This is a genomic window from Synechococcus sp. R5-13 (assembly GCF_047462015.1).
In the GTDB taxonomy this organism is placed as follows: Bacteria; Cyanobacteriota; Cyanobacteriia; order Thermostichales; family Thermostichaceae; genus Thermostichus.
The window spans coordinates 1-17,354 of sequence record NZ_JANSIL010000003.1; the positions used below are offsets into that span (position 1 = coordinate 1).

Here is a 17,354-nt window from a genome sequence, read left to right on the forward strand (position 1 = left end):
GGCTGGGGGCAAGGGTGCCTGGTCTCCAGGATGAGGGCGGCCCCGTCAAGCCTTCTCTGGTCAGTCGATTGGCCACCCTCCTCAAGGGCATTCGCGAAAAGTAAAAGCATAGGGATATTTGCAGTCATGTTTTCGGTTTTCGGGTAGAAACATTAGAAATAGTGAATCAGCAGGGAGATGTAGGATGGCTAATCTGTCCTCTTTGCAGGCGATCCTCCAGAGCTATGTTGCCAACACACCGGAAGTCCAGGGAGCAGCAGTGGTCACCCCCGACGGGCTACCTTTAGCTTCCACACTGCCTGTGGGTATGGATGAAGAGAGAACCTCTGCTATGTCGGCTGCCATGCTTTCTTTGGGCGAACGGATTGGGAGAGAGCTAGGGCGCGGAGCCATAGAGAGAGTTTTTGTACAGGGGGAAAAAGGATACGGGGTTTTAACCAGTTGTGGCCCCGATGCCGTCTTGCTGACAATTGCCAGCCATGAAGTCAAGCAAGGCTTGCTCTTTTTGGAAATTAAGCGAGTCGCGGCAAGCATTGCAGAGGCAATGAAGTAAGAAAATCAAATGTGGAGGCTAGGTTTTTGATTCTGTCCTGACGTTGAGGGAAGTATGGCCATTAAACCTTCTGAGCTGCTCCAAGTCCTGATCTCGCGCACGCAATTCACAGATGATGACAAGAAAGTTTTGCAGCAAAGTGCTGACTGGGGCGGCAGTATCGCGGCGGAAATGTCAGACGCCTTTTACGGCTATCTGGATCGCGATGCCGAAATGGCGGCAGTGATAGCCAAGCATAACCGGCAGCGGCTGGGCCAAACTTTTGCTGACTGGTTCAAGGAAATGTTCACGGGCATAGACAATTGGGGCCCCCAGTATGCGGATCGCCGCTGGAAAATCGGCATAGTTCATGTGCGCGTTGGCATCGGCCCCCAACATGTTGTACCTGCTATGGCCACAGTTGTGCAGGAGGTCAGTCGGCAGTTGGCGAAAGAAGGCAAGCCTGAGCAGTTGCGCACCAGCTTGAGCAAGGTTTGCATGATTGACCTCTCTTTTATTGAGCAAGCTTACCTTGAGGTGGCCTATAACGCCGTGCAACAGGAAACAGGCATGAGCGAGGCTTTATTCAAACGGTTAATTGCCAATGGTGCCAACAGTTTAATTTGAGTTGTTTGAGTTAGAGTGGGCTCTTGCTTACTCTACTTGCTTAATTTCTCTACCTTCTTGGGCTGAGGTGCTTGAGTTTCTGGGATCCCTCTGGAGCAGAGCTGGCGTTGGTATCTTTTTTAGATTATCTTAGAAGCAACCTGGAGATAGCTTTACCTCCCGTGCGGCACATCGGTGCACTCCCCCGAGTTTTATTCAGCTTTGTCGCTAGAGCTTAGTCTGAGGCCAGTTTATGGGAAATATCTTGCGAATTGTTGTAACAGGGCCGGTGGGAGCTGGAAAGTCTACCTTTATTCGCACGATTAGCGAGATTGAGGTAGTAGACACCGATTGCAAAGCAACGGACGAGGTGGCAGAGCTGAAGAAAACCACGACGGTAAGCATGGACTTCGGCCGCTTGAGAATTGGAGAGGAGGAAGAAGAGATGTGGCTGCATCTCTACGGCACTCCCGGCCAGTCTCGCTTTAACTTTATGTGGGATATTTTAATTAAGCACGCCCACGGCTATGTTCTTCTGGTGCCTGCGCACTTGCCGGGCCAGTTTCGCAATGCCCAAGCCATTCAATCTTTTATGAAGGCCAGGACGAGCGCCCCCTACGTGATTGGGATCACCCATGTCGATCAACCCAATGCCTGGGATCCAGAAGACATTTTGTTAATTTTGGGGAATCAAGATGGCGCGATTCCCCACACCACTTTGAATGCTCAAGAGCCATCTTCTGTTGCCAACACGTTGCTTCTGTTGGTTGAGCAAATGATGCCCCAGGTGGTTGTTTGAACAGATTTTCAGGTATCCAGCAGGCTACAGCTTTTTTTAGCAACATCGACCCCAGCCAACACAGGCGTATCTTTTGTGGGACAGGGATCCCTCCCGCAAAGCCGGAAAAGGGGAGACTGGATTCTGTGGAGATTCGCCGGATAATAAAATGTCCTGAGTGCTCTTTCTGGCCAGCCATTGAACCAAGGGGATCCCTGCTGTGTTGCTTCTTGACTGCTCTCCCCTGACCCTTTCCCCAGAGGAAGCGCGGGAGAAACTATTGTATCTCCTCGCCCAACTGGCCTATCGAGAAGGCTCCTTTACCCTCACTTCTGGACAGAAGAGCCCCTACTACATCAACTGCAAACCGGTTACCCTTCACCCCCAAGGAGCTTATTGGGTGGGATCCCTGCTACACCGGCTGTTGCCTCCCGAAACCGAAGCAGTGGCTGGGATGACGCTGGGAGCGGATCCCTTGGTGACGGCGGTGAGTTTGGCCTCTCTGCATGCTGAACCCGCCAACCTACCCGCCTTGATCGTGCGCAAAGAGCCCAAGGGGCACGGCACGCAAGCCTGGATCGAGGGGCCGGAGTTGCCGGCAGGCAGTCGGGTGTGGATCCTGGAAGATGTGGTGACCACCGGCAGTTCTGCTTTGAAGGCTGTCGAACGGGTGCGGGCAGCCGGCTACCGGGCAGAAGGGATCCTGGCTTTGGTGGATCGGCTGGAAGGGGCAGAAGACCGCTACCGAGAAGCAGGGATCGCCTTTCGTCGCCTATTCACCCTTCCAGAAGTGCAGGCTTGCCATCGGGCCTTGACCTCAGGAAAATCAAAGGACTAGCCTGCCCCCTTGGTGAGCATCAAAGCTTTGGAGAGCGGACATGCTGCCCCCTGCCTACTCAGCTCTGCCCAGCCGAAAGCTGCCGAGCCTACCGGATCAGGCGCGGGTGGCTGTGTACGTGGTGATGAACATCGAGCACTTCACCTTTGGCAAGCTGGGCACGGCCATTCAACCCCATCTCACCAGCTCCCCTGAGATCGCCAACTACGGCTGGCGGGACTATGGCAATCGGGTGGGCATTTGGCGCTTGTTTGAGCTGTTTGCCGAGCTGGGGATCCCGGTGACTGCCGCCTTGAATGCAGAAATGGTGCAGCTTTACCCCCCCATCATCGAAGGGATCCGCCAATACGGCTGGTCGGTGTTGGCCCACGGCTGGAACAACTCCACCGGCCACAGCGGCCTGGCCCGCGAAGCCGAACAAGAGCTCATCGAGCGCAGCTTGTCCCTTTTGGAGAAGGTTTCCGGATCCCGACCCTGGGGCTGGCTGACACCGGGGTTTTCCGTTAGCGAGAATACTTTTGACCTGCTCAAGGCTGCCGGGATCCGCTACACCACCGACTGGGTAAACGACGACCAACCCTACTGGTTCCCAACTGCCGCCGGCCCCCTCTTGGGGATCCCCTACACCCTGGAGGCCAACGACATCAGCCTCTGTCTCAGCGCCCGCCTGTCGGCAGAAGCCTTTGCCCAGGCCCTCATCGACCAGTTTGATCAACTCTGGCAAGATGGGGAACGCTCCCCTCGCATCATGGCCATCGGCCTGCACCCCTTTATTGTCGGGCAGCCGCTGCGGATGGGATCCCTGAAAAAAGCCTTGCAGCACATCCAATCTCGCCCTCAGACTTGGCTCACCACCGGGGATGGCCTCTATGACTGGTATGCCCAAGCCTGCCCTGCGCCTGAGATGGCCTGACAGGATCCCCTGGCCAGAGGGAAAAGCGCGTCTTGGCCTTGGATCCTGCTCATTTTTTAACTTTGTTCTAATTTTGTCTTGTCTGGAGCTGTCCACCGTGGCTCTGGAAGTGACAGCATAGGCGGTGAAGCCACCTTCAGCAAAAGGGCTTGGCCATGCGCATGGGCAGACTCAGCGGGATCCTCTTGCACCCCACCTCGCTACCGGGGCCATTTGGCATCGGCGACCTGGGGCCGGCTGCTTACCGGTTTGTGGATTTTCTGGTGGAGAGCGGCCAGCGCCTCTGGCAGGTGCTGCCTCTGGGACCTACCGGCTGGGGCAACTCCCCCTACATGAGCTTTTCCTCCATAGCCGGCAACCCGCTGCTCATCAGCCCGGAGCTGTTGGTAAAAGCCGGCTGGCTAGAGCCCGACAGTTGGCAGGACCTGCCCCAATGGCCAACGATCCAAGCCGGATCCGCCGAGCGGGTGGACTACGAAACCGTGATCCCCTTCAAGCTGGGCCTGTTGCACCGCGCCTGGGCTACCTTCAAAGAAAAAGCTTCCGGCCCCGATTGGGAAGCTTTCCAAGCCTATTGCGCTGCCGAGGCCGACTGGCTGCCGGACTATGCCCTGTTCATGGCCCTCAAGGATGTGTACGGCGAGCAAGAGTGGAACCAATGGGATCCGGCCTTGGTGCGACGGGATCCGCCGGCTTTGCAAGAGGCTCGCGATCGCTATGCCGATGCCATTACCGAGCAGATGTTTTGGCAGTATCTGTTTGCCCAGCAGTGGGGATCCCTAAGGGAGTATGCTCATCGGCATCAAGTGCGGCTCATTGGGGATGTGCCCATCTATGTTGCCCCCAACAGTGCCGACGTGTGGGCCAACCGGGAGCTGTTTCACCTGGATGAACAGGGACGGCCTTTACAAGTAGCCGGTGTGCCGCCCGACTATTTCAGCCCCACCGGGCAGCGCTGGGGCAACCCCCTCTACAACTGGGAGGTGCTCAAGGCTCGCGGCTACGACTGGTGGATCCGGCGCATCCAGGCCATCCTCAAGCAGGTGGACTGTGTGCGCATCGACCACTTTCGCGGCTTCGAGAGCTACTGGGCCATTCCAGGTGATGCAGAAACGGCTGTGGAAGGGGAGTGGCAAAAAGGGCCGGGGGCAGATTTCTTTCAGACCCTGGCCGACAAGTTGGGGGAAATCCCGGTGATTGCCGAAGATCTGGGAGACATTACGCCGGAGGTGTTGCAACTGCGGGATCAATTTGGCTTGCCCGGCATGAAGGTGTTGCTCTTTGCCTTCGGCTCTGGGCCCGATAACCCCTATTTGCCCCATGCCTATGAGCGCAACTTTGTCGTTTACACCGGCACCCACGACAACAACACGGTGGTGGGTTGGTTTAATGACCCGGATCGCTCGGAGTGGGAAAAACAAAACCTGCTGCGCTATTTGGGCTGCCAGGGATCCGGGGGCATCCATTGGGATCTGATCCGCTTGGCCCTTTCTTCCGTAGCCGACCTGGCCATCATTCCCCTGCAGGATGTGATGGGGCTGGGGGCAGAGGCGCGCATGAACTTCCCCGGCACCACCGAGAACAACTGGGCCTGGCGCTACCGCGAAGAGATGCTGCGGCAGAACATGATCCAGCGCCTGGCCGAGATGAGCGTCACCTACGGGCGCATCTCTCCTCAAGAGTTGGAACAACGGCGAGCAGCCCTAGCCCAAGAACGGGCGGCAGGATCTTCTCAAGCTGCCCCCGGCCTCGTCTAATGCTGGATCCCGCCCATCAGCAGCCCTAGCTGCTCTTCGGTGGCCTCTTCAGGCCTGAGTTCTCCTACCAGGCGGCCCTCATGGATCACCAAAATGCGATCCGACAAGCTGATCACCTCATTCAAATCCGCCGATACCAGCAGCACCCCCATGCCCTGATCCCGTGCCTGCAGGATGCGGCGATGAATGGCCTCGATGGCCCCCACATCCACCCCCCGCGTCGGTTGGGCAGCCACCAGCACCTTGGATCCACAGGAAAGCTCCCGCCCCACAACGATCTTCTGGGCATTGCCGCCAGAATAGCGGCGGGCCGTCAGGGAAATGCTGCGGGGGCGAACGTCGAAGCTCTCCACCACCTGGCGGGCATGTTGGTCAATGGCCTCTTCCCGAAAAAATCCCAACCAGCCGGTATACGGCTTTTGATGGTGATCCCCCAGGATCAGGTTGTCGCGGGTGGGGAAATCCAGCACCAAACCTCTCACATTGCGATCTTCGGGGATATGACTCAGACCCCAGCAACGCACCTGTCGGGCCGAAGCAGACAGGGATCCGGCTCCATAGCGAATTTGGCCGCGGTAGCTTCTCAAGCCGGTGATCGCCTCCACCAATTCCGTTTGGCCGTTTCCCTCCACACCGGCAAGGCCCACAATCTCGCCGGCACGTACCTGGAAGCTCGCCCCCGCCACCGCCGGCTTCCGCCCCGGTATATCCACCCACAGATCTCGCACATCCAGCAACACCTCCCCAGGGGTAGCGGCCTTTTTTTCAACGGTCAGACTGACTTCCCGCCCCACCATCAGCCGCGCCAGTTCCTGGGCATCGGTTTGGGCAGTGGGCAACGTCGCCACCACCTTGCCATCCCGAATGACGGTGACGCGGTCGGCCAGTTGCATTACCTCCTTCAGCTTGTGGCTGATGAAAATGACAGCTCCCCCCCGCCGGGCAAAGCGGCGCAAAAACGCAAACAGCTCGCCTGCCTCCTGCGGAGTCAACACTGCCGTCGGCTCATCCAAAATCAAGATGCGGGCCTTGCGGTAGAGCATTTTCAAGATCTCCACCCGCTGCTGTAGGCCTACCGGCAGATCCTCCACTCTGGCGTCGGGATCCAGATGGAAGCCCATCTCGGCAATCAACTGAGCCACCTCAGCCCTGGCCCGACGGAAATCGACCTGAAAAAGATGGCCGGGTTCGGCCCCAAGAACCACGTTTTCCGTAACCGTCAAGGGATCCACCAACATAAAGTGTTGATGCACCATCCCAATTCCCAACCGAATGGCATCGGCGGGACTGTGAATTTTGGCCAGTTGCCCATCCACTTGAATGGATCCCTCGTCCGGGCTGACCAACCCATAGACGATCTTCATCAGGGTAGACTTGCCCGCCCCGTTCTCCCCCATCAGCGCCAGAATCTCTCCCCAACGCACCTCCAGATCGATGTGGTCGTTGGCCAACACCAGAGGATAACGCTTGGTGATCCCCTGTAAACGAAGGGCGATATCGCTGCGATGGGATCCCTCTGCCAAGGAAGGATCAGGCCCACTCATGAGGTGCTTCTTGAACGCCTTTTCCAGCATAGGTTGTGAACTGCCATGCCAGAGGAAAGCATTTCTGGGGGTATTGTGAGAGTCTCTCTTTTTCTAAGCACTATGGTCATTTCGATTCAAACTGGGACACTGCACCCACACCTAAAACGTTGGTCACGTCGTTACGTCGTCGCATCGTCGCGTCAGCGTTGCGGTTCCCGTCAGGGTGCCGTAGGCATAGCAATAGCGCTGCGGAGCAATAATGCACGGGGCCAGAAGGCTTTTTTCAATAGCCCAGGCGTCTTACCCTAGCCTGAAACAACTATGTCTAATAACTAATGGTGCAACATCCAAGGTCGCCCACAGGATTGGGAGCGATATTTTGGCGAGTTTGGATCAGAATTTGAGTGCTGTTCACGCTTGATCAGTTTGGGTTCTCTTCCCCCCTTTGAAATAGGCAAAGAGCTGGAAAGCTGAACCATGGGAACTGAAATGAGACGTTTCCCTTCCTGATTGCAAGAAGGACAATAGGCCGGATCTCGATATTGAGATAAGGGCCGCCATACCTCAAACTCCCCACAGGTTTGACACTTAAACTCATACAGCGGCATCTTCCTATTCCACCCCCTTGAACGAGGCATCGGATAACATTCACCTAGGGAGAATATCTATGTCGAAGATTTGCGTAGGAACAGCCACCGTACAGCAAGCATTGGGAATATCGACGATCCCACTCACTCTGCCCTCCACCGGTGCAGAACTGAGCAGCAGATAAGCTTGTTCTCCCGTAAAGCCGAATTTTTTCAGATATTCGATGGCATTTAAGCAGGCGCGTCGATAGGCAATGTGAACATCCATATAATGCTGCTTACCTGTAAGCTCGTCCACAGAAATGCCCTCAAACACAAGGTATTCCGAGTAACGTGGCTCAACAGGGCCGGGCTTAAAAATGGGGTTAACCAATCCGTACTTCTCAACACCACCCTTGATTAGATCGACGTGGAGATCGATGTAGCCCGACATCTCAATAGCGCCACAAAAAGAGATCTCCCCATCCCCTTGCGAGAAGTGAATATCTCCCATCGACAGCTTGGCACCCTCCACGTAAACCGGGAAGTAGATCCGTGTTCCTTTAGACAGGTTTTTAATATCGCAATTACCGCCGTGCTCTCGCGGGGGCACCGTCCGAGCCGCTTCAGCAGCAACCCGCTCATACTCTGACTTGGGCAAAGTTCCCAAAATTGCGTTCTTGGGATTGGGCAAGGCGGCCAGCACAGGCTGATTGCCGGATAGCCCCGCGCCGTAAGTGCGCAAATCGGGAGCCGAAGCGACCAGCTCAGCTTCCCGCTTATTCCAAGCCGCCAGCAACTCGTGAGATGGGGCACAGCCAATGAGGCCGGGGTGAATGATGCCGGCAAAGCGCACATGGGGAATGTGTCTGGAAGTGGTGTAAATGCCTTGAAAATCCCAGATGGCTTTGGCCGCGTTGGGAAAATGATCGGTGAGGAATCCCCCTCCATTTTCTTTGGCAAAAATACCTGTAAACCCCCACTCGTCTCCCGGCAGTGGCCCAATGTCTAACAGATCGACAACCAGGATATCTCCAGGCTGGGCGCCGTTAACCCAAATAGGCCCACTCAAAACATGGACAACGCTTAGGTCAACCTGCTCAATGTCGGAAGGATCATCGTTGTTTTTGATTTGCCCATCCGTCCAGTCTTTACACTCAATTCGGAATACCTCGCCAGGGTTTACAGAAACCACAGCGGGAATATCAGGATGCCAGCGGTTGTGACCCGGTAGATCCTGTTGATCCATTGGCTTAGTCAGGTCAACTTTAAACAGCGTTTTGGGCATGGGATCCTATCCTTGAGTCATCACTCTGCGGTCAGACTTTGAATGCACAAAAGCCTATCTCCAATAGAGAAGCTAATACTGTAGCAAGAGCTACAATTCATAGTGCTGTTATCTACAATCGCAGAGCGGGAGATGAGGAGCTTAGATCGACAGGCTATTTCACTGCAATTCAAAGTAACTATCAATCAATTCACCAAAGTAACGGCCAATCCATTCGGCGACAGATCGATTTAGCCGTCAGCTCCTAAAGCGTTGCAGGATCCTCTCCAGAAAATCCCTAGAGAACATGGTGGGTTGTCGGCCAAATCCTGATTTTTCAATTAGCCCCCTTGGCTTCCCTTGAGAAAGGGAAACTCAAGCTCTTTCTTGAGATCCTCAGAACCTGGGATCCTCAAGTTCTGAAAACCCAATTGCCGCAAGCCAGGGATCCCGAATGCCCAAGCTAGTCAAGTGCCTGTAGCTGGGCTAGGAAATCTGCCACCGTCAGGGATCCCAGCTCCTGTCCATGGCGCTGGCGCACGCTCACCGTTCCTGCCGCCTGTTCCTGTTCCCCCACGATCAGCATGAAAGGGATCCGGGCCTTCTCGGCATTGCGGATTTTTTTGGGCAAACGATCGCTGTCGGCATCGATGTGAACGCGGATCCCCTGCTCTCGCAGCTGATCCCGCACCTGGGTGGCGTAGCCCAGATACTGATCGGAAACGGGCAAAATGCGCACCTGTTCCGGGGCCAGCCAGAAGGGAAAATCCCCAGCGTATTCTTCGATGAGGATCCCAATCAGCCGTTCCAGCGAGCCAAAGGGAGCGCGGTGGATCATCACCGGGCGTTGCCGGGATCCATCCTCGGCTACGTAGTACAAATCAAAGCGCTGCGGGTTTTGGTAGTCTACTTGCACCGTGCCCAACTGCCACTCCCGATCCAGCGCGTCGCGGAAAATAAAATCCAGCTTTGGCCCATAGAAGGCTGCTTCGCCGATCCCTTCAAAGTGGGGCATCGACAACTTCTCCACAGCGCGACGGATGGCATTTTCGGCTTTGTCCCAATCTTCGGGGGATCCCAGATATTTGTCCGACTTGGGATCGCGGAAGCTGAGGCGGGCGCGAAAATCCTTGAGCTTGAGCTTATCGAAAACCACCAAAATGAGATCGACAACCTTAAGAAACTCCTCCTCCAATTGATCGGGGCGAACAAACAAATGGGCATCGTCCACCGTGAAGCCACGCACTCGCGTCAGACCTCCCAATTCCCCCGATTGCTCATAGCGATAGACGGTGCCGAATTCGGCATATCGTAGGGGCAAATCGCGGTAGGATCGCAGCTCGGATTTGTAGATTTGGATGTGAAAAGGACAGTTCATCGGCTTCATGACAAAGCCCTGTTCGGCTGCGCGATCCTGCTCATTCTCCGCCATCATGGGGAACATATCTTCCCGGTACTTTTGCCAGTGGCCGGAGATCTTGAACAAGTCCACACGGGCAATATGAGGGGTAACCACCGGCAGGTAGCCCTGCTTGAGCTGCTCCTGCTTGAGAAAATCCTCCAGCACCCAGCGTAGGGTAGTTCCTTTGGGAGTCCAAAGGGGCAAGCCCGGACCCACTTCATCGGAAAACAGGAAGAGACCCAGTTCTTTGCCCAGCTTGCGGTGATCCCGCCGTTTGGCCTCCTCCAGCCGCCGCTTGTATTCCTTCAGCTCCTCTGGAGTTTCCCAGGCGGTACCGTAGATGCGTTGGAGCTGCGGCTTGGTCTCGTCCCCCCGCCAATAGGCGCCGGCCACGCTGAGCAGATCGAAAGCTTTGGGGTTGAGCTCTTGGGTGTTTTCCACGTGGGGACCGGCACAGAGATCCCACCATTCATTCCCCAAGTGGTAAATGCTGATGACCTCCCCTTCGGGAATGCTGTCTAAGATCTCCAGCTTGTAGGGTTCTCCGAGGGCTTCGATGCGGCGCCTGGCCTCTTCACGGCTCACCTCCTCGCGGATCACCGGCAGGCCCTTTTTGATGATTGCCTGCATCTCTTTTTTGATGCGATCCAGATCTTCCGGCGTGAAGGGCTCGGGATGGTCAAAATCGTAGTAGAAGCCGTAGTCGGTTGTGGGGCCGATGGTCACCTGGGCCTTGGGAAACAGCTTTTGCACCGCCATAGCCAGGACATGGGAAGTGGTGTGGCGGATGCGCTCCAGTTTGGGAGACTCGTGAGTGCGCAGCAGTTTGAGGGTGCTGTTGGCCTTCTGAGGTGATTCGGCTGGCTGAGACATCGGAACCTGCTTCGACAACAAAGAAAGAACAGTGAAGAAATGGATATCCGTGTCCCTATCTTAGGCTGGGGCGAGAACGGCAGGGATCCCCAGCTAATCAATTCCCCTGTTTGCCGAGTCAACCGCGAACCTCACCTCACGACTCGGCCCGGAACAAGGGGGGAAAGTACACAGTATCCTAAAGGGGTTGACCCCCTTACCCGAGCCATGATCTCTTCGCCCACCAACTTCACGGAACGCTCTGTCACCTCTGCTTCCCCAGTTTCCGAAACCAGCCCGGCTTCTCGTCCTGAATCTTGGGCTGCCCCCGTTCTGGCGGCCATCGATGTGGGCAGCAACTCTCTCCACATGGTGGTGGTGCGCATCAATCCCCGTATCCCCAGCTTCACCATCATCTCCCGCGAAAAAGCCACCGTCCGGCTGGGGGAGTTTTGCAACCAGACGGGCGCCCTCACGCCTGCAGCCATGGAGCGGGCCCGGACGGCTCTGGAGCGGTTTTGCCGCATTGCTGAGAGCTTTCAGGTGCAGGATATTGTTGCCGTGGCTACCAGTGCTGTGCGCGAGGCCCCCAATGGGCTGGAGTTTTTGAAGCGGATTGAACGGGAGCTGGGCCTGCGGGTGGAGTTGATCTCGGGGCAGGAAGAGGCCCGCCGCATTTATCTGGGAGTGCTCTCGGCGATGGAGTTCCACAACCGGATGCACGCGGTGGTGGATATCGGCGGTGGCTCCACAGAGCTGATTTTGGGCAATGGCCAAGAGCCGGAGTTTCTGCGCAGCGTCAAGGTAGGGGCAGTGCGTCTGACCCAGGCTTTTTTGCACCACGACCCGCCCACTTCTGCCGAACTGCAAGCCCTGCGCCAGCACATCCGCGGCATGCTGGAATCCCCCATCGAGCAGATGAAGCGGATCCTTGCCTCTTCACAACAACAGGGATCCCTGCCTTTGGTGGGCACCTCTGGCACCGTCGAGTGCCTGGCCCAGTTGGATGCCCGCCGTCGTTTGGGCGCTCCCCCCAGTCGCCTGCAGGGGTATGAGTTCAGCTTGGAAGCCTTGCGCGGCTACATCAAAGAGCTGCGCTCCCTCACGGTGGCCGAACGGCAAAAGCTGCCCGGCCTGGGGGAAAGGCGGGGGGAGATCATCCTAGCCGGGGCGGTCATCTTGGAAGAAGTGATGACCCTGCTGGGGGTGGAGCGGATCCAGTTTTGCGAACGGGCTCTGCGGGAAGGGCTGATCGTGGATTGGATGATCGGCCAAGGGCTGATTGAGGATCGGCTGCGCTACCACAGCTCGGTGCGGCGGCGCAGTGTGCTCAAGCTGGCGGAAAAATACCAGGTGGAGATCCCCTATGCCGAGCGGGTGGCCGAGTTTGCCCTCAGCCTTTTCGATCAAACCCGCGGCATCCTGCATGGCTGGGGATCCCGGGAGCGGGCTCTTCTCTGGGCGGCGGCCATGCTGCACAACTGCGGCCACTTCATCAGCCATGCCGCCCACCACAAACACTCCTACTACCTGATCCGCCATGGGGAACTGTTGGGCTTCAACGAAGAAGAGGTGGAGGTGATCGCCAACTTGGCCCGCTACCACCGCAAGTCGCCCCCCAAGAAGAAGCACGAGAACTTCCAGCGCCTCAGCGACGAGCGGGATCGCCAAGTGGTGCTGGAACTGAGCCCCCTGCTGCGCATAGCCTGTGCTTTGGATCGCCGCCGCCTGCAGGCCATTCAAGCCCTGCACTGCCGTTTTCAGCTCCTGGGAGAAGGCCCCCGCCGCATGGAGTTGATTTTGGATCCCAGGCATCCCAAGGACGACTGTGCCCTAGAGTTGTGGAGCTTAAACGAGAAGAAAAAAGTCTTCGAGCAACAGTTCAACCTGCAGGTAATCCCCAAGCTCTCTACCCAGATCCAGCGCAGCGCCGATCCCTTTGAGGCAGCAGTTTAGCCTTCTCGGGGATCCTAGCTAAGGGGCGATGGTAATGGGCGAGGGGCTGGTTTGGGTGGTCTTTTGGCCCCCTCTTTGCAAAATCACCTCGATGATGCCGTTGTTGACCGGCTGCATGTTGAAGGGCAACTGCTGCTGGGTTTCGTATAGGCCCGGCGCCACCTCCCGCATTTCGACTTCCGGCGTTACCCCAACAATCCGAAAAGCAGCCCGCCCCCCTGGATCTCCTCGCATGGTGACTTTGAGAATTTCTCCCATGTGCAGGTTGGTGCTGTTGGTGGTGACACTAAAAATCCGGGGCGGCCCCACGGCAACAGGCGCGGAGACCGGCTGAATGGTGGAGCGGGTTCCTCTGGAGCCATCGATGGAAAAGGGAAAAATCTCCCGATGTTCCTGGCTGAGGCCGTCCTTGGTGAGCACAATCCTCAAGGTGGGATTGTTGGCCTGGTGGGTGGGGGCTACCACGTAGGTGCCTTCGTAGTGGTTGGGTCGTACCTCCCGCATCGGCTGGTTCAGGGCCAGATTCCCCAGATCAAACTGGGCGATCCCTCCAGATTCCCCCCAAATGGCAATGGTGAGAATGTCCCCTTCCACCAAGTCGCGCTGGGGATCCAAGCGAATGGCCTCAATGCGCGGATAGCGATTGCTGGCTGCAGTCAGAGGGGCTGGCTGCGGCAGAGGAGCCGGGGGCGGAAATACTGATTCCACTGGCGGAGGAGCAACATTGCCCAAGGCCAGTTGAGGTAGCCGCCGTTGAACGCGGGTACTGACGCCATTGAGGGTCAACTGAATACTGATGTCGGGGCCAAAGACGGCATCCTGAGGACCAAGGCTATAAACTGCGCGGTAGTAGCCGGGCTGCACCTCCTGCATCGGCAGACCCTGAACCACGCCGCCGATATCAACCGTAGCCCTGCCGTTGGGAGTGGCCTGCGCTTCAATGGTCAAGGTTCCCCCTGCAGGAACACTTCCTCCCTCGGGAGTGATCCGCGTTTGGAAGATTTCGGGTTGGACAGTCTCGGCCACCCGGGCTGGGGAGGGACGCAACTGGGCCACAGGGGGTGGCAAGGGCGGAAGCTGACCGCGATACACCAGGGCCTGATGCAACAACACCGCCCCTTCTGCTCGCCTCAGCACGCGATTGGGCTGAAGACGAGCTGGATCCGGCACATTCACCAGCAGCCCCGCTTCGCCTGCCATGGCCACAAAAGCCCGCCCTACCTCCGGCACATCAGCCGCATCGGTGTACAGAGCCATCCAGCGCTCAATGTCGGCCTGGGTGGGAGCAGGCAATTGCAGAGCCCGCACCAAAATGGCCAGGGCTTCTAGGTGGGTAATGTCCCCTTGCGGGCGAAACTCGTTGCCCTCGTATAGGCGCATGGCCCCCGCCTGCAGCACGGCTTGGGCAGTCCAATAGTCGGGGGTGTTGGGCTCCAGATCGCGAATCTCCTGCACCTGGTTGGGATTGGGAATGTAGCCGAAAAACTCCGTCAGCCACTGGGCCAATTCCAGACGGGTCAGGGTGGCTGACAGGGGTTCTTGGGTGATCACCACATCTGTCTGACGTTCCAGAGCCGCCACGTAGGGGTCGGTCCAGGCCAGCGAGGCTTGCTGCTCCACCCCTTGGGACCAAGCCGGCAAGCTGACACCCGACCAGCCCAGCGTCCAACACAAGCTCAGAGCTAGGGGCCACGAGCACCGCATAGCTGTCACTCCTGTTCCAACAACATCCCCTCAGGGCCAGCTTATCTCAAACTTCCGCCCCATCCTCAAGCCCTCGATGCCCCTTGGGATTGCGCCCTTTGGCAGTGAGATTCTGAAAACTCGGGTAAGGAGGTTTGCCGCAGGGATCCCTTAGGAGATTTTACCTATGCAAGACGGGATCCGGCTTGACAGCAAAGGGCCTAAGCAAGGGTCTCGTAACTTGTAGTTGTGCATCCAAATCCTTATCATTGTGTTATAGACTCAGAAAGTTCAGAAAGCACTTTTGCCCCTACCCTAGGGAGGAGTTTCATGGCTGGCAGCACCGGAGAGCGACCTTTTGTCGATATCATTACCAGTGTCCGCTACTGGGTTATTCACGCCCTGACCATTCCCGCTTTGTTTTTGGCAGGCTGGCTTTTTGTGAGCACCGGCCTGGCCTATGATATTTTCGGCACCCCGCGCCCCAATGAGTATTTCACGGCAGAGCGCCAGGAGTTGCCGATCGTCAGCGATCGCTTCAATGCTCTGGAGGAGTTGGAGAGGCTGACTCGCTAAGGGTGGCTGTGGGCAAGTGGTTCATGCATTGTTGCAACTTGTAAATTGATTGAGCTTTTTGCGTAGGGTGATATCTATGGCCACTAAATCTGATGAACCCGTTTTTTACCCTGTTTTTACCGTCCGTTGGCTGGCGGTGCATACCTTGGCGATCCCAACGGTTTTCTTCTTGGGAGCCATTGCTGCAATGCAGTTTATTCAACGGTGAACCCAATGGCTGATCAACCCGAAAGGAATCCCAACTCCCAACCGGTGGAGCTAAATCGCACTTCCCTTTACCTGGGTTTGCTGCTGGTGTTTGTGGTTGGGCTGTTGTTCTCCAGCTACTTTCTCAACTGAGGCCAGGATCCCACTCTGCTCTTGGAGTTGGGAAAGAGCGCAGGGGACAATGCTGGCTTTTGGCTAGCCCTTGCTCCCCTTTGCTAAGTTTACTGAGAATGTAATTGCTGCTAGTTCTGTCTTTTTTGGAGACCAGTTGCTATGACCAGTCAAGCAAGGATCCCTTTGTGGATAGTGGCTGTGGTTGCCGGTTTGGGTGTGATCACGGTAGTTGGGCTCTTTTTCTATGGCTCCTATGTGGGCCTAGGCTCTAGTCTGTAGGTTTGAGGTTTTCGGTCTGGTAGTAGCCCCCAATAGGTAGGGGTAAAGGGTCCCATGGTTTTTACGACCTAGCCGAATTCAGTTAGGCTTTGTTGACCCATGGCCAGTGTATCTACCACTTTTTTCGGGGCTACCTACCACAGCGCAACATCGATCCCTTGCCCAGCAGGGATCCCACTTCATTGCAGACCTTAATACTCAACTTAATACTCAATACACAGTCCGAAAAAGCTGCCGCTATTCCTCACCACTGGTTACAACCAGGCGGTGAATCTGGACTTCTCTCTTCTCCCCCTGGAGAGGGTGAAGTTCGCGTTAGCAGGTCAGGGATCATGGGCAAGAGCGCGAATTGCTGAGGACAGGTTCTGCGAGGGAATGTCTCAAACTTATGTCTCAAACTTATTTAGAAGAGCTATCTCTGTGTTAAGCGAGCATGAACTTTTTTAACGATCCGGGTGGTGGTTGCCGAGAGGGTAACTTAGGCCCCGTAGAATGAATCGCAAAATTCCAGGCAGGACATTCGGACATGGATTACATTCGCACCTTTAACGACGATCCCTGCGAGGGGCATCTTTCGACGCCCATCAGCGATTCTCCTGTCACCCGTCTGTTTATCAACAATCTCCCCATCAACCGTCCTGGCTTATCGCCGCTGTTGCGGGGTCTAGAAATTGGGCTGGCCCATGGCTATTTCTTGGTAGGGCCAGAAATTGTGCTGGGGCCGCTGCGGGATTACCCTGAGGCAGCTAACTTAGGCGGGCTGGTTACGGCGATGGCGATTGTGCTGCTGGGAACCGCCTGCATGTCGGCCTATGGCAGCGTTACCTTCGGAAACAAGCCGGAAACACCGGGGGCCGCTCCTCTGGCTACAGCTCGGGGTTGGGGGGATCTAACGGCAGGATTTTTCTTGGGAGGTATGGGTGGCGTGTTCGCTGCCTATTTCCTGCTGGAGAACTTTGCCGGGATCGACGCCATCTTTCGAGGGCTGGTGAATTAGTTGTCAAGTTTGTCAAGTCACTTGAGAGGAGCAAAATCATGACCGGTTCTTACGCTGCTGCTTATCTTCCTTGGATTTTTATCCCCATTGTTGGTTGGCTGCTTCCTGCAGTGGGCATGGCAGTGCTTTTTTTGTACATTGAGCGGGACTAGTCCCGGAGTGCTTTGATACTCACTAGTGCTGATTAATTTCAATTATTTCAGGCTAGAGATCAACCCCAGATATTGAGGCAGGGATCCCTTTTTTAGGGATCCCTCTCTTTTGGTCAGGATGATTTCCATCCGCGCTACCAGAGTCCCGAAAGGCGAAGGCTGTCCCCTCACCTCTTTTTTTTAGGAAGGGAGCATTTCCAAAGGACTTTAGATTGGAGCAGGATCCGGCGAGCTGATCCCATGCTAACGAGGAAAAGGGCAGCTTCTGCAACACCCTTTTAAGTTTTAGGTTGTGTTGATCTTTCATTTGAGCCAAAAGAGAGCACTGACGAGATAGAGAAAACTCAAGAAGT

General features: G+C 56.2%; 19 protein-coding genes. 13 read left to right on the plus strand and 6 right to left on the minus strand.

The window, feature by feature from the left end; translation table 11 throughout:
- Window positions 1-184: 184 nt before the first annotated feature.
- The 6 genes from NW840_RS00075 (at window position 185) to malQ (ending at window position 5,424) form a co-directional block, all read left to right on the plus strand.
- Entirely contained in the window at window positions 185-553 is a 369-nt protein-coding gene (locus NW840_RS00075; protein ID WP_011433098.1) for a roadblock/LC7 domain-containing protein, read from the plus strand.
- A 54-nt stretch (window positions 554-607) separates the two neighbouring features.
- Entirely contained in the window at window positions 608-1,159 is a 552-nt protein-coding gene (locus NW840_RS00080) for a protoglobin domain-containing protein (protein WP_414341575.1), read from the plus strand.
- 232 nt (window positions 1,160-1,391) lie between these two features.
- On the plus strand, window positions 1,392-1,937 hold the full coding sequence (locus NW840_RS00085) for a GTP-binding protein (RefSeq protein ID WP_414341577.1): 546 nt from the start codon (window positions 1,392-1,394) through the stop codon (window positions 1,935-1,937).
- Between the two features lie 199 nt (window positions 1,938-2,136).
- Complete coding sequence (pyrE, locus tag NW840_RS00090) at window positions 2,137-2,754, plus strand: orotate phosphoribosyltransferase (protein ID WP_414341579.1); 618 nt, start codon at window positions 2,137-2,139, stop codon at window positions 2,752-2,754.
- 40 nt (window positions 2,755-2,794) lie between these two features.
- Window positions 2,795-3,667 (plus strand): polysaccharide deacetylase family protein, encoded by an 873-nt coding sequence (locus NW840_RS00095; RefSeq protein WP_414341582.1) that lies wholly within the window; start codon window positions 2,795-2,797, stop codon window positions 3,665-3,667.
- Window positions 3,668-3,822: 155 nt separating this feature from the next.
- Window positions 3,823-5,424, plus strand: coding sequence for a 4-alpha-glucanotransferase (gene malQ, locus NW840_RS00100; protein WP_414341584.1), 1,602 nt, complete (start codon window positions 3,823-3,825; stop codon window positions 5,422-5,424).
- Here the strand turns inward: malQ and NW840_RS00105 are convergent.
- From NW840_RS00105 to thrS, 4 genes are all read right to left on the minus strand, one after another.
- Window positions 5,421-6,968, minus strand: coding sequence for an ABC transporter ATP-binding protein (locus tag NW840_RS00105; protein WP_414341586.1), 1,548 nt, complete (start codon window positions 6,966-6,968; stop codon window positions 5,421-5,423). The two genes, malQ and NW840_RS00105, sit on opposite strands and share 4 nt — an antisense overlap.
- A gap of 314 nt (window positions 6,969-7,282) precedes the next feature.
- On the minus strand, window positions 7,283-7,588 hold the full coding sequence (locus NW840_RS00110) for an FmdB family zinc ribbon protein (protein WP_414341588.1): 306 nt from the start codon (window positions 7,586-7,588) through the stop codon (window positions 7,283-7,285).
- A gap of 10 nt (window positions 7,589-7,598) precedes the next feature.
- Complete coding sequence (fmdA, locus tag NW840_RS00115; protein ID WP_414341590.1) at window positions 7,599-8,804, minus strand: formamidase; 1,206 nt, start codon at window positions 8,802-8,804, stop codon at window positions 7,599-7,601.
- A 442-nt stretch (window positions 8,805-9,246) separates the two neighbouring features.
- Complete coding sequence (thrS, locus tag NW840_RS00120) at window positions 9,247-11,058, minus strand: threonine--tRNA ligase (RefSeq protein WP_414341591.1); 1,812 nt, start codon at window positions 11,056-11,058, stop codon at window positions 9,247-9,249.
- 207 nt (window positions 11,059-11,265) lie between these two features.
- Here thrS and NW840_RS00125 point away from each other — a divergent pair, with 207 nt between their 5' ends.
- Entirely contained in the window at window positions 11,266-12,993 is a 1,728-nt protein-coding gene (locus NW840_RS00125) for an HD domain-containing protein (protein ID WP_414341593.1), read from the plus strand.
- Window positions 12,994-13,011: 18 nt separating this feature from the next.
- On the opposite strand, the gene NW840_RS00130 is transcribed toward NW840_RS00125, so the two are convergent.
- Window positions 13,012-14,697: an S-layer homology domain-containing protein gene (locus NW840_RS00130; protein WP_414341594.1), complete on the minus strand. Its 1,686-nt coding sequence runs from the start codon at window positions 14,695-14,697 to the stop codon at window positions 13,012-13,014.
- 309 nt (window positions 14,698-15,006) lie between these two features.
- Between NW840_RS00130 and psbE the strand changes: the two genes are divergently transcribed.
- The 6 genes from psbE (at window position 15,007) to NW840_RS00160 (ending at window position 17,001) form a co-directional block, all read left to right on the plus strand.
- Window positions 15,007-15,252, plus strand: coding sequence for a cytochrome b559 subunit alpha (gene psbE, locus NW840_RS00135; protein WP_011433109.1), 246 nt, complete (start codon window positions 15,007-15,009; stop codon window positions 15,250-15,252).
- 76 nt (window positions 15,253-15,328) lie between these two features.
- Window positions 15,329-15,460: a cytochrome b559 subunit beta gene (gene psbF, locus NW840_RS00140; RefSeq protein ID WP_011433110.1), complete on the plus strand. Its 132-nt coding sequence runs from the start codon at window positions 15,329-15,331 to the stop codon at window positions 15,458-15,460.
- Window positions 15,461-15,465: 5 nt separating this feature from the next.
- Window positions 15,466-15,591, plus strand: coding sequence for a photosystem II reaction center protein L (locus NW840_RS00145; RefSeq protein WP_011433111.1), 126 nt, complete (start codon window positions 15,466-15,468; stop codon window positions 15,589-15,591).
- 141 nt (window positions 15,592-15,732) lie between these two features.
- Window positions 15,733-15,852: a photosystem II reaction center protein J gene (locus tag NW840_RS00150; protein ID WP_011433112.1), complete on the plus strand. Its 120-nt coding sequence runs from the start codon at window positions 15,733-15,735 to the stop codon at window positions 15,850-15,852.
- Window positions 15,853-16,378: 526 nt separating this feature from the next.
- Window positions 16,379-16,849, plus strand: coding sequence for a photosystem I reaction center protein subunit XI (locus tag NW840_RS00155; protein WP_011433113.1), 471 nt, complete (start codon window positions 16,379-16,381; stop codon window positions 16,847-16,849).
- Between the two features lie 38 nt (window positions 16,850-16,887).
- Entirely contained in the window at window positions 16,888-17,001 is a 114-nt protein-coding gene (locus tag NW840_RS00160) for a photosystem I reaction center subunit VIII (protein ID WP_011433114.1), read from the plus strand.
- A gap of 52 nt (window positions 17,002-17,053) precedes the next feature.
- Here NW840_RS00160 and NW840_RS00165 read toward each other — a convergent pair.
- Window positions 17,054-17,354: hypothetical protein (locus tag NW840_RS00165; protein WP_414341597.1), on the minus strand; the 301-nt coding region annotated here is incomplete at its 5' end.

What these genes read in the sequence shown, in the direction of transcription:
- NW840_RS00075 (WP_011433098.1), top strand. Translation starts at nt 185, where the DNA reads ATGGCTAATCTGTCCTCTTTGCAGGCGATCCTCCAGAGCTATGTTGCC.
- NW840_RS00080 (WP_414341575.1), top strand. Translation starts at nt 608, where the DNA reads ATGGCCATTAAACCTTCTGAGCTGCTCCAAGTCCTGATCTCGCGCACG.
- NW840_RS00085 (WP_414341577.1), top strand. Translation starts at nt 1,392, where the DNA reads ATGGGAAATATCTTGCGAATTGTTGTAACAGGGCCGGTGGGAGCTGGA.
- NW840_RS00095 (WP_414341582.1), top strand. Translation starts at nt 2,795, where the DNA reads ATGCTGCCCCCTGCCTACTCAGCTCTGCCCAGCCGAAAGCTGCCGAGC.
- malQ (WP_414341584.1), top strand. Translation starts at nt 3,823, where the DNA reads ATGCGCATGGGCAGACTCAGCGGGATCCTCTTGCACCCCACCTCGCTA.
- NW840_RS00105 (WP_414341586.1), bottom strand. Translation starts at nt 6,968, where the DNA reads ATGAGTGGGCCTGATCCTTCCTTGGCAGAGGGATCCCATCGCAGCGAT.
- NW840_RS00110 (WP_414341588.1), bottom strand. Translation starts at nt 7,588, where the DNA reads ATGCCTCGTTCAAGGGGGTGGAATAGGAAGATGCCGCTGTATGAGTTT.
- fmdA (WP_414341590.1), bottom strand. Translation starts at nt 8,804, where the DNA reads ATGCCCAAAACGCTGTTTAAAGTTGACCTGACTAAGCCAATGGATCAA.
- thrS (WP_414341591.1), bottom strand. Translation starts at nt 11,058, where the DNA reads ATGTCTCAGCCAGCCGAATCACCTCAGAAGGCCAACAGCACCCTCAAA.
- NW840_RS00125 (WP_414341593.1), top strand. Translation starts at nt 11,266, where the DNA reads ATGATCTCTTCGCCCACCAACTTCACGGAACGCTCTGTCACCTCTGCT.
- NW840_RS00130 (WP_414341594.1), bottom strand. Translation starts at nt 14,697, where the DNA reads ATGCGGTGCTCGTGGCCCCTAGCTCTGAGCTTGTGTTGGACGCTGGGC.
- psbE (WP_011433109.1), top strand. Translation starts at nt 15,007, where the DNA reads ATGGCTGGCAGCACCGGAGAGCGACCTTTTGTCGATATCATTACCAGT.
- psbF (WP_011433110.1), top strand. Translation starts at nt 15,329, where the DNA reads ATGGCCACTAAATCTGATGAACCCGTTTTTTACCCTGTTTTTACCGTC.
- NW840_RS00145 (WP_011433111.1), top strand. Translation starts at nt 15,466, where the DNA reads ATGGCTGATCAACCCGAAAGGAATCCCAACTCCCAACCGGTGGAGCTA.
- NW840_RS00150 (WP_011433112.1), top strand. Translation starts at nt 15,733, where the DNA reads ATGACCAGTCAAGCAAGGATCCCTTTGTGGATAGTGGCTGTGGTTGCC.
- NW840_RS00155 (WP_011433113.1), top strand. Translation starts at nt 16,379, where the DNA reads ATGGATTACATTCGCACCTTTAACGACGATCCCTGCGAGGGGCATCTT.
- NW840_RS00160 (WP_011433114.1), top strand. Translation starts at nt 16,888, where the DNA reads ATGACCGGTTCTTACGCTGCTGCTTATCTTCCTTGGATTTTTATCCCC.